General features: G+C 72.1%; 17 protein-coding genes. 5 read left to right on the forward strand and 12 right to left on the reverse strand.

From position 1 onward, the window contains the following. Positions 1-65: 65 nt before the first annotated feature. From DK427_RS13820 to DK427_RS13855, 8 genes are all read right to left on the reverse strand, one after another. Complete coding sequence (locus DK427_RS13820) at positions 66-1,199, reverse strand: hemolysin family protein (RefSeq protein ID WP_109951768.1); 1,134 nt, start codon at positions 1,197-1,199, stop codon at positions 66-68. 33 nt (positions 1,200-1,232) lie between these two features. Further along, positions 1,233-1,739: an rRNA maturation RNase YbeY gene (gene ybeY, locus DK427_RS13825; protein WP_109951769.1), complete on the reverse strand. Its 507-nt coding sequence runs from the start codon at positions 1,737-1,739 to the stop codon at positions 1,233-1,235. Between the two features lie 2 nt (positions 1,740-1,741). Further along, positions 1,742-2,857, reverse strand: coding sequence for a PhoH family protein (locus tag DK427_RS13830; RefSeq protein WP_109951770.1), 1,116 nt, complete (start codon positions 2,855-2,857; stop codon positions 1,742-1,744). Between the two features lie 70 nt (positions 2,858-2,927). Next, positions 2,928-4,265 (reverse strand): tRNA (N6-isopentenyl adenosine(37)-C2)-methylthiotransferase MiaB, encoded by a 1,338-nt coding sequence (gene miaB / locus DK427_RS13835; protein WP_109951771.1) that lies wholly within the window; start codon positions 4,263-4,265, stop codon positions 2,928-2,930. A 98-nt stretch (positions 4,266-4,363) separates the two neighbouring features. Further along, entirely contained in the window at positions 4,364-5,227 is an 864-nt protein-coding gene (locus tag DK427_RS13840; protein ID WP_109951772.1) for a lysophospholipid acyltransferase family protein, read from the reverse strand. A gap of 34 nt (positions 5,228-5,261) precedes the next feature. Then, positions 5,262-5,783, reverse strand: coding sequence for a GNAT family N-acetyltransferase (locus DK427_RS13845; RefSeq protein ID WP_109951773.1), 522 nt, complete (start codon positions 5,781-5,783; stop codon positions 5,262-5,264). Then, positions 5,780-6,460, reverse strand: coding sequence for a tRNA (adenosine(37)-N6)-threonylcarbamoyltransferase complex dimerization subunit type 1 TsaB (gene tsaB, locus DK427_RS13850; RefSeq protein ID WP_109951774.1), 681 nt, complete (start codon positions 6,458-6,460; stop codon positions 5,780-5,782). The genes DK427_RS13845 and tsaB overlap by 4 nt, the downstream gene beginning before the upstream one ends. Before the next feature lie 165 nt (positions 6,461-6,625). Further along, positions 6,626-7,192, reverse strand: coding sequence for a NifU family protein (locus tag DK427_RS13855; RefSeq protein WP_109951775.1), 567 nt, complete (start codon positions 7,190-7,192; stop codon positions 6,626-6,628). Between the two features lie 226 nt (positions 7,193-7,418). Between DK427_RS13855 and rplS the strand changes: the two genes are divergently transcribed. From rplS to DK427_RS26710, 3 genes are all read left to right on the forward strand, one after another. Next, positions 7,419-7,820, forward strand: a complete 402-nt coding sequence (gene rplS / locus DK427_RS13860; protein ID WP_109951776.1) for a 50S ribosomal protein L19 — start codon at positions 7,419-7,421, stop codon at positions 7,818-7,820. 151 nt (positions 7,821-7,971) lie between these two features. Further along, positions 7,972-8,136, forward strand: coding sequence for a HEPN domain-containing protein (locus DK427_RS26365; RefSeq protein ID WP_162559801.1), 165 nt, complete (start codon positions 7,972-7,974; stop codon positions 8,134-8,136). Positions 8,137-8,389: 253 nt separating this feature from the next. Beyond that, positions 8,390-8,563, forward strand: coding sequence for a hypothetical protein (locus DK427_RS26710; RefSeq protein WP_204165169.1), 174 nt, complete (start codon positions 8,390-8,392; stop codon positions 8,561-8,563). A 357-nt stretch (positions 8,564-8,920) separates the two neighbouring features. Here the strand turns inward: DK427_RS26710 and DK427_RS13865 are convergent, their stop codons facing one another. The 3 genes from DK427_RS13865 to DK427_RS13875 form a co-directional block, all read right to left on the reverse strand. Further along, positions 8,921-10,117, reverse strand: coding sequence for a lytic murein transglycosylase (locus tag DK427_RS13865; RefSeq protein WP_109951777.1), 1,197 nt, complete (start codon positions 10,115-10,117; stop codon positions 8,921-8,923). A gap of 78 nt (positions 10,118-10,195) precedes the next feature. Further along, on the reverse strand, positions 10,196-10,798 hold the full coding sequence (gene leuD, locus DK427_RS13870) for a 3-isopropylmalate dehydratase small subunit (protein ID WP_109951778.1): 603 nt from the start codon (positions 10,796-10,798) through the stop codon (positions 10,196-10,198). 64 nt (positions 10,799-10,862) lie between these two features. Next, complete coding sequence (locus tag DK427_RS13875; RefSeq protein ID WP_109951779.1) at positions 10,863-11,582, reverse strand: HisA/HisF-related TIM barrel protein; 720 nt, start codon at positions 11,580-11,582, stop codon at positions 10,863-10,865. A gap of 11 nt (positions 11,583-11,593) precedes the next feature. Between DK427_RS13875 and DK427_RS13880 the strand changes: the two genes are divergently transcribed. Together DK427_RS13880 and DK427_RS13885 are read left to right on the forward strand one after the other, a co-directional pair. Beyond that, positions 11,594-12,670, forward strand: coding sequence for a hydantoinase/oxoprolinase family protein (locus tag DK427_RS13880; RefSeq protein ID WP_204165170.1), 1,077 nt, complete (start codon positions 11,594-11,596; stop codon positions 12,668-12,670). Next, complete coding sequence (locus DK427_RS13885; RefSeq protein WP_109951780.1) at positions 12,667-12,867, forward strand: hypothetical protein; 201 nt, start codon at positions 12,667-12,669, stop codon at positions 12,865-12,867. Before DK427_RS13880 ends, DK427_RS13885 begins: the two co-directional genes overlap by 4 nt. 25 nt (positions 12,868-12,892) lie before the next feature. On the opposite strand, the gene DK427_RS13890 is transcribed toward DK427_RS13885, so the two are convergent. Continuing rightward, the gene (locus tag DK427_RS13890) at positions 12,893-13,867 is read right to left on the reverse strand and encodes a YVTN family beta-propeller repeat protein (protein ID WP_245930561.1); all 975 of its coding nucleotides are present in this window, start codon (positions 13,865-13,867) and stop codon (positions 12,893-12,895) included. Positions 13,868-13,956: the final 89 nt, after the last annotated feature.

Here is a 13,956-nt window from a genome sequence, read left to right on the forward strand (position 1 = left end):
CGGGGAGCGCCGTCGCCTACAGCTTCGTGCGCTCCTCGTGAACGAGGCTCAGGCCGTCCGCGACCTCACGCCCGCGGCGGCTCCGCGACCGCGGCGGGCGGAGGGAGGGCCAGCGGCACCACCGCCTCGATCCGGGCGGGGCCGCGCTTGAAGCGTAGGCGCTTGAGGCGGCGCGGGTCGGCGTCGAGCACCTCGAATTCCAGATCGCCCGGGCCGCTGATCGTCTCGCCCCGGGCGGGCACGCGGCCGGCCAGCGTCACCACCATGCCGCCGATCGTGTCGATCTCCTCGGCCATCTCGCCCACCGCCGCCACCAGATCGACGCCGGTCGCCTCCGAGACCTCGGCGAGCGGCGCGCGGGCGTCGGCCACGAAGATCTCGCCCTCGCCGTCGAGGCGCTGCACCATCTGGCCCTCGGCCACGTCGTGCTCGTCCTCGATGTCGCCGACCACCATCTCGATCAGGTCCTCGATCGAGATCAGCCCGTCGGTGCCGCCGTACTCGTCGATGACGAGCGCCATGTGGGTGCGCTGCGCCTGCATGCGGACCAGGAGGTCGATCGCCGGCATGGAGGGCGGCACGAACAGGACCGGGCGCTGGATCCCGGTGGAGGCGAGCGTCGCCGAGAGGTCCACGCTGCCGAGGTTGAGCATGCGCAGCGCGCGCGCCGCCCCGCGCCGGGTGCGGGCGCCCGGGCTCTGCGGATCGAGCGCGCCGGCCATCGCCGCCGCCTGCGCGCCCGGCACCGGCGAGCCGCGGCGGGCGCCGGCCTCGGCACGGGCCGCGATGTGATCGACGAAGTCGCGGATGTGGACCATGCCGCGGGGGTCGTCGAGCGTCTCGCCGTAGACCGGCAGGCGGGAATGGCCGGCGGTGCGAAAGAGGCGCAGCAGGTCGCCGAGGCTCGTGTCGATCGAGACCGCGACGATGTCGGCCCGGGGAATCATCACGTCGTCCACCCGCACCTTGTGCAGGCCGAGCACGTTCTTGAGCATGGCGCGCTCGTAGGGCGAGAACCCGTTCTCGCCCGTATCGGGCTCACTCAGCGCGTCCTCGATGTCGTCGCGGAGGCTGTCGCGCGGCTTCAGGTGCAGCGCCTGGAGAAGGCGGTCGTACCAGGGCTCGCGCGCCTGGCCCTGCTCGCCTTCGGGGGTGCTGGACGCGGCCTGGGCCGCGCCGCGACTTCGATCGTTGGTCATGTCGTCCGGGTCTGGGGTGAGGTCACCGACCGCTCAGAGGGGCTCGGGCTCTTCGGCATAGGGGTTCGGCACCCCGAGTCCGGCGAGCGCCGCGATCTCGAGGGCCTCCATGGCGTCGGCCTCGGCCTCGCCGGTCTCGTGGTCCTGTCCGAGCAGGTGCAGGGTGCCATGAACGAGAAGATGGGCGAGATGGTCGCGGAACGGCTTCGACTGCTCCGTACTCTCGCGCAGCACCGTGTCATACGCAAGAACCACGTCGCCGAGCGGTGTCGCGACGCCGGCATGGCGCGGCTGCGGGGCAGCCGGAAAGGACAGCACGTTCGTGGGCTTGTCCTTTTCCCGCCAGGTGCGGTTGAGGTCCTGCACGGTTGCGTCGTCGGCGAGCAGCACGCTGACCTCCAGGGCGCCCGCGGGCCGCTCGGGGGCTGCGGCGATCCCCGCCTCGACGGCGCGAATCACCAGGGCTTCGAGGTCGGGCAGGGCCGCCTCCCAGCGCACGTCATCGACCGCCACGTCGATCTCGGTGTCCGTCTCCGGCATGGTCAGGCGAGCGGCCGGCGGCGCGGGTTCGGGTTGCGGTCGGCCTCCGATTCGCCGTGGGCGGCGCGCTCGTAGGCGGTGACGATGCGGCGCACGAGGTCGTGGCGCACTACGTCCACGTCCTTGAAGGTGACGCGCCCGATGCCCTCGACGCCGTCGAGCACCGAGACCGCCTCGACGAGGCCGGATTTCTGGCCCGGCGGCAGGTCGATCTGGCTCGGGTCGCCCGTCACGATCATGCGCGAGTTCTCGCCGAGCCGGGTCAGGAACATCTTCATCTGCATGGAGGTGGTGTTCTGGGCTTCATCCAGCAGCACCACGGCGTTGGTCAGCGTGCGCCCGCGCATGAAGGCCAGCGGCGCGATCTCGATGATGCCGGTCTGCAGGCCGCGGTCGACGTGGCGCGCCTCCATGAAGTCGTAGAGGGCGTCGTAGATCGGGCGCAGATACGGATCGACCTTCTCGCGCATGTCGCCCGGCAGGAAGCCTAGGCGCTCGCCCGCCTCGACGGCGGGGCGCGACAGGATCAGCCGCTCGGCGTGGCCCTGCTCGAGGAGCGAGACCGCGTGCCCGACGGCGAGCCAGGTCTTGCCGGTGCCGGCCGGCCCCTCGGCGAAGACGAGTTCGTTGGTGCGCAGGGCCCGGATATAGGCGTCCTGCGCAGCGTTGCGGGCGCGGACCGCGCCGCGGCGACGGGTGGCGATCTGCTCGAAATGCTGGCCGTTGCCGCCGTTCCCGTTGCCGGTCCCGGCCGGGATCTCGGCGGAGGGGAACAGGTTGCCCTGGACCGTCGCCTCCTGGATCGCGCCGTCGACGTCGCCGATCGTGAGCGGACCGCCCGCGCGGGAGCGGTCGTAGAGCTTCTCGAAGACGCGGCGGGCGAGTTCGGCCGCGTCCGGCGGACCCTTGACCACGAGGTGGTTGCCGAGCGCGGTCGCGGTCACCTCCAGCCGGCGCTCGATATGCGCGACGTTCTGGTCGTACTGTCCGAAGACGAGGCTCGCGAGGCGGTTGTCGTCGAAGGTCAGCGAGATCTCGGCGGTCTCGTAGGGGCCGCGGGGGCCGGCGCTCCGGGGGCGCGGCGCGCCCCGCCCGGCCGCTCCGTCAGATGGCGTCAAAGGCAGGTCCTCTTGTGGTGGGACGTAGATAAGTCCCTCCCGCGCGCGGCGGGAGAGGCGCGGTGTCGCCTCACGCGGCCTCGGCCCGCTGGACCAGCTCGCCGGTGAGGCTGTTCGCCCCCGCCTCGCGGATGCGCACCGCGACGACGCTGCCGATGGTGGAGGCCGGTGCCTCGAAATGGACGGCCAGCATGTGCGGCGTCTTGCCGGCGACCTGGCCGGGATGGCGGCCGGCCTTTTCGACCAGAACGTCCACCACCTGCCCCTCGGCGGCGCGCTGGTAGGCGTGGCGCTGCCGGTCGAGGAGCGCCTGGAGCGCGGCGAGACGCTCGGACTTCACGGCTTCCGGCACCGCGTCGGCGCGCTCGGCCGCGGGCGTGCCGGGACGCGGGCTGTACTTGAACGAGAAGGCGCTCTCGAAGCCGACCTCTTCCACGAGCCGCATCGTGTCGGCGAAGTCCTCATCCGTCTCGCCCGGGAAGCCCACGATGAAGTCCGACGACAGCGCGATGTCCGGCCGGCTCGCCCGCACCCGCTCGATCAGGCGGCGGTACTGGTCGCCCGTATGCTTGCGGTTCATCGCCTTGAGGATGCGGTCGGAGCCGGACTGCACCGGCAGGTGCAGGTAGGGCATCAGGGCCGGGATCTCGGCATGGGCGCGGATCAGGTCGTCCGCCATGTCGTTCGGGTGGCTCGTGGTGTAGCGGATGCGCGCCACGCCGGGGATCGCCGCCACCGCCCGCATCAGGTCGGGGAGCGTTGCGGCCGCGCCGTCGGCGCTGAGCCCATGATAGGCGTTCACGTTCTGGCCGATCAGGGTGATCTCGCGCACGCCCTCGGCGACGAGCTTCTCGGCCTCGCCGACGACCGCCGCGACGGAGCGCGAGACCTCGGCGCCGCGGGTGTAGGGCACCACGCAGAAGGCGCAGAACTTGTCGCAGCCCTCCTGCACGGTGAGGAAGGCGGTGACGCCGCGGTTGCGCCGGGCCGGCAGGTGGTCGAACTTGTCCTCGACCGGGAACTCGGTGTCGACGACGCGGCGCTCGCGCGAGCGGGCGATCAGGTCGGGCAGGCGGTGATAGCTCTGGGGACCGACCACCACGTCGACGGCGGGCTGGCGGGCGACGATCTCGGCGCCCTCGGCCTGCGCCACGCAGCCCGCCACCACGATGCGGGTGTCGAGGCCGGCGCGCCGGCGCTCGCCCTTCAGCTCGCGCAGGCGCCCGAGCTCGGAATAGACCTTCTCGGCGGCCTTCTCGCGGATGTGGCAGGTGTTGAGGACGACGACATCGGCGTCCTCAACGGTGTCGGTCGGCGCGTAGCCCTCGGCGCCCAGCACGTCCGCCATGCGGGCGGCGTCGTAGGCGTTCATCTGGCAGCCGTAGGATTTGACGAAGGCTTTCTTCAACGCGTCCGGTCCCGCTTGTCCGTCGACCGGCCGCGAAGTCCTGTCTGTGCGGCCGGGAGGCGGGCTCTAGCACAGTTTCGGCCGCGCGTCGCGGCGGCTCACACCGGCGCCAGATCGCCGGACGGGACCGGCTCACCGGTCGGGCGCGCCCCGGTGAGGGTGCCGGCCTGCGGCGTCCCGGCTCGCAGCTCCCGAAGAGCCCCCCGCACCGCGGCCTCGGCCTGGGCGGTCGCGCGCTTGCGGTCGGTGCCGGCCTCGAAGGCGATCGGCGCGCCCCAGACAACGTGCACGTCAATGGGGCCCTCGCGCAAGAAGGTGGCGAGGTGGGGCGCCAGCTCCATGTCGCCGTACCACGCCACGTCCGGGCGCTCGCCCCGGGTGACCGGCAACCCGTTGCGGCGGGGATAGGCGAGCGCCAGCGGCTGCAGGCGCAGATGCGGCAGGCGGCCCTCCTCGGCCTCGATCGCCGTGCGGGCGGCGCCGACGAGCGAGGAGCGGAAGGGCAGGAGCCGGGTGCCGTCGCCGGTCGTGCCCTCAGCGAAGAGCACGATCAGCTCGCCCGCGGCGAGGCGCTGGCCCAGCGCCCGGTTGACCTCCGCGGTCGCCCCGCGGCGCGCCCGGTCGATGAAGAGGGTCTGCTGCAACACCGCGAACCAGCCGATCACCGGCCAGCCGGCGATCTCGGACTTCGCCACGAAGGAGAGCGGGCGCAGGCTGCCCAGCGCCACGATGTCGAGCCAGGAGACGTGGTTGGCCAGCACCAGGGCCGGCTCGCCGGGGCCCGGTGGCGTGCCGCTCTGCGTCACCCGCACGCCGAAGAGGCGCAGGAACAGGCGGTGGAACAGCACCGGCGCCCGGCCAGAGGGACGCCCGAGGCGCAGGCACAGCCAGTGCGGGCCGACGAGCAGGCCGAAGGCCAGGGCCATCACGGCGAGGCGCGCGGCGATGCCGAGCCGCGTCACCGCGGGAGCCTCGTCCCGTATTGGATCCCCGCGATCATGCGAGGTCGGCCCGCATGGTCAGCGCGGTCGTGCGGCTGCCGTCCGCCTTCAGGTAGTAGCCGGTGCGCTGCCCGACCCGGACGAAGCCGTGCCGGGCGTAGAGCTTCAGCGCGGGTGCGTTGCCCTCGTCCACCTCCAGATGCACCGCGGCGACGCGGGCGCGGGCGAGGGACGCCAGATGCTCGCGCAGCAGGCGGTGGCTCAGGCCGCCGCCGCGGGCCGAGGGCGCCAGCACGACGGTGAGGATCTCGGCCTCGTCGGCGGCCTGTCGCGAGAGGATGAAGCCCTGGAGCGTGCCGGCCCGCCAGAGGGCGTGGGCGTGGGTCGAGCGCTCGCACAGCATCCGCTCGAACTCGTGCGCGTCCCAGGGCCGGGCGAAGGCGGTGGCGTGCAGCCGCGCCATCGCCCGCGCCTGTGCGGCGTCAGTGAGCGGCGCGACGTAGGGCTGGGGCAGGAGCGCGTCCCACCAGGAAAGCCACCACTCGTAGGGCCAGAAGGGGGAGACGGGGCGGGTCATCGGCGAGCGAGGCGGGCGTGATCCTGGGGCTGGGCATCGGGCCCGCGCAGGTACATGGGCCGCGGCAGGGCCTGGGCGGGGTCCGCCACTTGGCCGAGAGAGGCGACCGAGACGATGTCGGGGCCCGCGGTGTCGGCGATCGTGGCGGGCACGGAGCGGGCCTGGAGGGCGGCCGCGAGCGCGGGCGCGCCCGAGCCGACCAGCGTCACGGGGCCGGCGCTCAGCCGCTCGGCGGCCTCCTCGACCGTGATGTGGGCGGGCGGCACCACGATGCCCGCGCCCGCGCTCAGCGCCAGCAGGTAGACGGCGCCGTGACGGGCATCAATCGCGGCGGCGAGCGTGCCCTCGTGGTTGGCTGCGAGCAGCGGCGTCAGCAGGGCGGAGAGCGTGGTCACGCCGACGACGGGCTTGGCCAAGGCCAGCCCGAGGGCGCGCGCCGCCGAGAGCCCGACCCGCAGGCCCGTGTAGCTGCCCGGGCCGACCGTGACGGCGATCCGCTCCAGGCTCTCGAAGCCGCCCTCGACCCGCGCCATCACCCGCTCGACCAGGGGCAGCAGGGCCTCGGCATGGCCGCGGGCGAGCGCCATGCTCTCCTGCGCAAGCGGTGCCTCGGCCGCGTCGTCGAGGACGCAGGCCGAGCAGAGGTCGAGCGCCGTGTCGATGGCCAGGATACGCAAGCTCACTCCCGTCCGCCGGCGCCCTCCGGGTGCCGGCCCTGTCGATGGATCCACAAAATCCTAAGGCAAAACGGCCGCCCCGTCAGGCGGAGCGGCCGTGCTTGCACAGGGTTGGCGCGCAGGTGTTGCGCGAGGGCGTCTGTCTTGGGCGTCAGCCCCAGCGGATCAGATCGCCTGGACCTCGCGGATCTGCGGCAGGAAGTGGCGGAACAGGTTCTGCACGCCCTGACGCAGCGTCGCGGTGGAGGAGGGGCAGCCCGAGCAGGCGCCCTTCATCTCCAGGTAGACCACGCCCTCCTTGTAGCCCCGGAAGGTGATGTCGCCGCCATCGCCCGCCACCGCCGGGCGCACCCGGGTCTCCAGCAGATCCTTGATGGTGACGACCGTGTCGTGGTCGGCCGCGTCGTAGAACTCCTCGGAGGTGTCGTCGGCGGCGTCGGCGGCGTCCTCAAGAACGGGAGCGCCGGACTGGAAATGCTCCATGATGGCGCCGAGCACGGCGGGCTTCACCTGGGGCCAGGAATCCTCGCCCTCGGCCTTGGTGACCGAGATGAAGTCGTGCCCGAAATAGACGCCGGCGACGCCCGGCACCCCGAACAGGCGGGAGGCCAGCGGCGAGCGGGCGGCGCCTCCTGCGTCCTTCGCCTCGAAGGTGCCCTCGGGCAGGACCACGCGGCCCGGCAGGAACTTCAGGGTGGCGGGGTTCGGGGTGGCTTCGGTCTGGATGAACATCGCGAAAAGATCCTCGTCCGCTGCGCCGGTTCAAGGCCGGCCGGGAACGGCGCCGCGCGCGCCGTCTCTCATGTGGCCCGGCCTGCGGATTTTCTCAACCGGGCGAGCCGCCTCGACAAACCCGTCACGATCCTGTAACGGCACCGCCAACTCACAACAGGATCGCCGAAATCCTGGCGTGCCGATCCCATCCGGGGATCCGGGACGCAACGGCTGGAGCATTGCCATGAACATCATCGAGCAGCTGGAGCGCGAGGAAGTCGCGCGCCTCGCCAAGACCATTCCGGACTTCGAGCCGGGCGACACCCTGATCGTGAACGTCCGCGTGAAGGAGGGTGAGCGCACCCGCGTGCAGGCCTACGAGGGCGTCTGCATCGCCCGCTCGGGCGGCGGCCTCAACGAGAGCTTCACGGTCCGCAAGATCTCGTACGGCGAGGGCGTCGAGCGCGTCTTCCCGGTGCACTCCCCGATGATCGACTCGATCAAGGTGGCCCGCCGCGGCAAGGTGCGCCGCGCCAAGCTGTACTACCTGCGCGACCGCCGCGGTAAGTCGGCCCGCATCGTCGAGCGCGTCGATCGCAACAAAGGCGCGAAGGCGGCCGCCGAGGCCCCTGCCGCCGCCGAGTAAGGTTTTGGGATGCGCCGCCCTCACGGGCGGCACCCTCAGGGAAAGCCCGCGCCGGTCCGTCCGGGGCGGGTTTTTCTTTGCCCGCGGCGGGTCCACCTTCGGCGGGCGCAGATCGGCTGTAGGATGCCCGCGATGCGCTTGGGAGCGAGCGATGACGACGCTGCTCGATCGGGCCGTGGCGCGGGCAGACGACCTCATGCGGAAATCCGAGCGGGCACTGGCGAGCGCGCGGCTCCTGCACGAGCACGGCGACAGCGAGGGCACGTGCTGTCTTGCCTTCTACGCGATGTTCTACGCGGCCCAGACCGCCTGCTGACGGTCGGTGTCCATCCCAACGCGGTGATCGTCCGGACGCATCCCGGCCTGATCGCGCGTTTCGGCAAGCATATCGTCCTGCCCGGCCACATCGATCCGGCCTTCGGCCGAGCCCTCAGCAGAACGGAGCACCGCCGCGCTTCGGCCGACGACTTGAGCGCTATGCCATCCCGCGCAGACGCTGAAGAGGGACTTGCGGATGCCGAAGCGTTCCTGCGAGCGATCCGCACATCACTCCCGGTGTTGTGAGACGGATGCAGGACGAGATCGCGCAGCGCTTGCTCGCGTACGCAGACGAGGATGGAACGGCCTACCAGGCCTCCTCGGAGGAAGAGGCCGAGCTCGATGAGGCGGAGGCAGCCGAGGCACGGGGCGACTTCGCGACCGAGGCGGAGATCCAGGCCATCTGGGCGAAGCACGGCCTGTAAAATGGTTTCCGATCGAATGGTTCGGGCAGGCTCTCACCGCCGTCATTCCCGGACGCCGACGAAATCAACCCGAAGCGTGGCAAGACCGGATCCGTTCAATTACGACAGATGCGGCGGCTCCCCCTCTCCCCGCGCGCGGGCCTGCGGGAAGCGCAGGCGAAGCCGGAGCGGCGGTGGGGGGCTTGAACGGAAGAGGCTTCTCCGTCCGAGGCCCCCTCACGCCCGCCTGCAGGCTCGCTTCATGCCCCGATAAGGGGGCATGAAGCCCTCTCGCCACGCGCGGGGAGAGGGGGATCCATCGGCATCCGGTACGATCAACCCGGTATGGCGTCAGGTGCTACGGCAGGCCACACGGCCTCACCCCCGCCGCAGCGCCTCCAGCACCTTGCCGCCCGGGCGGCCGGTCTGCGGCATGCCGAGTTCGCGCTCCACCGCCTTGATCGCGTCGCGGGTCTTCTGGCCGACCTTGCCGTCCGGCTCGCCGACATCGTAGCCGCGGCGGGTCAGGCGGACCTGCAGGTCGCGGCGCTCGGCGCGGGACAGCGGCGGATCATCGGTCGGCCAGTCGGCCTGCACGCCAGGGCGGCCGCGGAGCCGGTCGGAGAGGACCGCGATGGCGAGGCCGTAGGATTCGGCGGCGTTGTAGGAGTAGATCGCGTCGAAGTTCCTGGTCACCAGGAAGGCCGGGCCGTCGATGCCGGCCGGCGCAATGATCCCGGCCGGGCCCTCGCCCGAGAGCGGGCGACCGTCCACGCGGGTCACGCCGAGGGAGGCCCAATGGGCGACCGCGTGCTTGTTCTTGCGGCCGGCCGCCGCCACGTTGAAGCCGCGCGGCAGGCGGACTTCGTAGCCCCAAGGGGTGCCGTTGTTCCACTTTGCGGCGCGCAGGAAGTTCGCCGTGGAGCCCACCGCGTCGGCCACCGAATCGACCACGTCGCGGCGCCCGTCGCCGTCGAGGTCGACCGCGAGGCGTTGGTAGGTGGTCGGCATGAACTGGGTCTGCCCGAAGGCGCCTGCCCAGGAACCGGTCAGGCGCTCGGGCGCGATATCGCCGTGGGCGATGATCTTGAGGGTGGCGAGCAACTCGCCCCGGAAGAAGTCCCGGCGCCGATTGCCCGAACAGGCGAGCGTGGCCAGCGACTGCACCAGCGGCATCTTGCCGAGGTTCTTGCCAAAATTCGACTCGACACCCCAGACCGCCGCGATGGTGTGGCGATCGACGCCGTAGCGCGCCTCGGCCTGCGCGAGGGCGGCCGCGTGCTGGCGCATGGCCGCGCGCCCGTCCTCGACCCGCTCCTCGTCCACGAGGGCGGCCATGTAGTCCCAGATCGGCGTCTTGAACTCGGGCTGGGCCTGAGACAGCTCGATGACCTTGTCGTCGAAGCTGATCCCGGCGGTCGCCGCGCGGAAGGCCTGGGCCGAGACGCCCTGCTGGGCCGCCTGGGCCTGGATCCCGGCGAGGCAGGCATCGAAGCTCGCCCGGGCAGGCACGGCCGCCAGCATCCCGGCGAGCCCCATCAGGGCGAGGATCGTGGCGCGCGGCGTCGTCGTCATCAGGCGGCTCCTTGCGGTCTCGAATGCCGCCCATTCAAGGCGGCATCAAGGTAAAGGAACCGTGAGCGGAGCCTGCGCTCAGGCCCAGCCGCGGGCGGCGAGCTTGGCCTCGTAGGCGTCGATGGCGGGTGCCCGCTCCAGGGTCAGGCCGATCTCGTCCAGGCCGTTCAGCAGGTTGTGCTTGCGGGCCGGATCGATATCGAAGTGCAGCGTGCCGCCGTCGGGGCCGCGGATGGTCTGGGCTTCGAGATCGACGGTGAGCGTGGCGTTCGAGCCCCGCTCGGCATCCTCGAACAGCTTCTCCAGGTCTTCCGGCGAGACCACGATCGCCAGGATGCCGTTCTTGGCGCAGTTGTTGAAGAAGATGTCGGCGAAGCTCGTGGAGATCACGCAGCGGATGCCGAAATCGGCGAGCGCCCAGGGCGCGTGCTCGCGCGACGAGCCGCAGCCGAAATTGTCGCCCACCACCAGGATCTTGGCGTTGCGGTAGGCCGGCTGGTTGAGGACGAAGTCCGGGTTGTCCGAGCCGTCCTCGTTGTAGCGCATCTCCGAGAACAGGCCCTTGCCGAGGCCGGTCCGCTTGATCGTCTTGAGGTACTGCTTCGGGATGATGCGGTCGGTGTCAACGTTGATGATCCGCATGGGCGCCGCGACGCCCTCCAGGGTGGTGAACTTGTCCATATCTCGTCGTGCCGTCGCTCGGGGTCGGCCCGGGATATAGCAGCGCCGGCCCCAGGCCGGAAGTTTATCCGGCCAGGGCCTTCATATGCTCGGGGCGCAGGCGCCCGTCGTGGAGCGCGGTGGCGACCAGGGCGCCGGCCGCGCCCGCCCGCGCGAGCGCCGCGAGGTCGTCCGGCCCGCGCACGCCGCCGGCCGCGTGGACGCGCGCCCGGGGCGCCCGGCCCCGGACGTCGCGGATACCGTCGAGATCGGGACCGGCATCGGCGCCGACGCGGGCCAGCGTCATCACGATCACGTCGCGGGGCCAGAGGCTCGCGTCGTCGTGGAGCGCGTCGGGTCCGAGCCGCGCGTCGCCCCGGCTGTCGAGGGAGAGCACCGCCCGGTCGGCCAGCGCCCGCACCAGGTCCGCATCGCGCTGGCTCTCGCTGCCGAGCACCGGGCGCCCGAGCCCGGCATCGAGGAAGGCCGCGGTCGCCTCGGGATCCCGAAAGCCCGCATCGACCCAGAGCGCCGTATCCGGGCAGACCCGCGCGATCGCCGCCAGGATCGCCTTCAGGGCGGCGCGGTCGGGCGCGGCGCCGTCGATGATCGCGTCGAGGTCGGCGACGTAGAGGAGGGGGGCTGGGAAGGCCGCCAGGATCCCGGCAGCGACCGCCTCGGGCGCCGAGCCCTTTGCCAAGGGCGTCTCGATCGGGGCATAGGAGGCGCGCTCACCCCGGCGCGCCTGGACCACCTGACCGTGGCGCAGGTCGAGCACCGGGATCACCGCGAAACCGTCACGCATAGAGACACCCCGTGCCCGCAGCCTCGACACCAAGTCGCACGACAATCGGGTGGGATCTCGGGGGGGTGCACGTCAAGGCGGCCCTCGTGGCGGACGGCGCGGTGCAGGACGTGGTGCAGGCGGCCTGCCCGCTCTGGCGCGGCCTGCCGGCCCTTGACCGGACACTGGCCGAGCTGCCCGATTGGACCCGCGGCGAGGCGGAGCACGCCGTTACCATGACGGGCGAGCTGACCGACTGCTTCGCCGACCGCGCGGACGGAGTCGCGCAACTCGCCGGCTGGGCGGCGCGGAACCTCGCCGGAGACGTGCGGATCTACGCCGGCCGGTCCGGGTTCGTCGCGGCGGACCAGGCGGAGAGCCGGGCGGCCGACATCGCCTCGGCGAACTGGCACGCGACCGCCGCCCTCGTCGGGCGCCATCTGCGCCACGCGCTACTCGTCGATATCGGATCGACCACCGCCGACCTGATCCCGATCTTGGACGGCGCACCGGAGAGCGCGGGCTACAGCGACGCCGAGCGCCTGGAGACGGGCGAACTCGTCTATACGGGCGTGGTGCGCACGCCGCTCCTGGCGCTCACCGACCACGCCCCGTTCCGCGGGCGGCGCACCCGGCTGATGGCCGAGACCTTCGCGCATGCGGGCGACGTCCACCGCATCCTGGGCGATCTGGCCGAGGCGGCGGACCAGCAGCACACGGGCGACCTCAAGGGCAAGTCGGTGCCTGAGAGCGAGACCCGGCTCGCGCGGATGATCGGGCGCGATCGCCAGGAGGCGAGCGCGGCCGAGTGGCGGGCGCTTGCGGCGCACTTCGCCGAGGCGCAGCTGCGCCAGCTCCACGACGCGGCCGCCGCCCTGCTGTCGCGGCCCGACCTGCCACCGGACGCGGCCCTCGTCACCTGCGGGGCCGGCGCGTTCCTGGCCGAGCGCCTCGCCGCCCGGCTCGGTCGGCGAGCCATCCCCTTCACGGAGATCCTGGCGGGCCGGATCGCGGGCGAGCCCGCCTGGGCCTCGACCTGCGGCCCCGCCGTGGCGGTCGCCCTCATCGCCGCCGACAACCCTAAGGCCTTTACCGGGAGCCCCGCATGACCGCCGTCAAGATCCTCGCCCGCGTCCTGACGAGCCGGGTCGGCCCGCATATCGAGCTGGCACTCGCCACCGAGGGCGGCGAGGTGGTGAAGGTGCTCGCCACACACGAGCAGATCGACATGCTGGTGGACGAGTTGGAGGATATCCTGAATTCCTCCGGCGCCCCCGACCCGGACGAGCCGCCGGAAGCGGCCTGAGCGCGGCTGCCGCCCGGGGGAGCCCCTACCGCAGAAAATCCCCGAAGGCGCGCGGGCCGTCGCCGGTCGGGATCTCGCGCACGACCTGCAGGGTCGCGGCATCGATCACGCTCAGGGTGTTCGAGCCCCAGTTGGCGACGTAGAGGAAGCGGCCGTCGCGCGTGGCGCCGACGCCCTCGGGATGGTCGCCGACATCGATCGCCCGCAGGGGTGCCAGCGTCGCGAGGTCGAAGGCCGTGACGCTGTTGGCGTACTGGTCGGTGACGAAGCCGCGCCCGCCCGTCAGCGCCACCACGTAGGGCCGGTCGCCGGTCTTCACCCGGCCGACCTCGCGGCGCGCCGCCACGTCGATCACCGAGACGTCGTCGCCCGTGACGTTGGCGGTGTAGGCGCGTCGGCCCTCGGCATCGAGGGTGAGGCCGAAGGGGTGTTTCCCCACGGGGATTCGGGCGACCTCCTTTCGCGCGGCGATCTCCACCACGGAGACGCTGTCGGCCTCGCGGTTGGCGACGAGGAGCGTCGCGCCGTCCGGGGTCACGGCGAGGCCGGAGGGGGACTTGCCCACCGCGATCTCCCCGTCAGCCACGAGCCGTCCGCTCTCGGGACGGAGCACGAGCACGCGGGAAGCGTACCAGTCGGCGACGTAGACGGTGCCGGCGCGCGGATTGACCCCGATGCCGAGGGGGCCTCCGGGCAGCGTCAGGTCCTGCACGACCGTGTCGGTCTTCAGGTCGATGACCGCGAGACCCGGCAGGTCAGGGCGGGTGACGTAGGCCGTGTCGCGGTCGGGCGAGAGCGCGATGCCGGCGGGCGAGCCGGAGACGGGAATGCGCCGGACCACCTTGGCGGCGTCGAGATCGACCACCTCGACGGCGTTGTCGCCCTGGACCGTGACCAGGGCCTCGGCCGCGTGGGCCGGGTGGGGAAGGGCGGCAAGGAGGGCGAGGGCGAGGAGAGCGCCACGATGCCCCCCGAGACGCATGGTGCCGTGCGGGCGCATGCCAATATCCGTCCGATTCTGACAGGAGGAGGCACCCCCCTCTCCCCGCGTGCGGGGAGAGGCCCGCAGGCACCCTGTCGTGCCTGCGG

Origin of the sequence: Methylobacterium radiodurans (assembly GCF_003173735.1) — a bacterium.
GTDB classification, from domain to species: Bacteria; Pseudomonadota; Alphaproteobacteria; order Rhizobiales; family Beijerinckiaceae; genus Methylobacterium; species Methylobacterium radiodurans.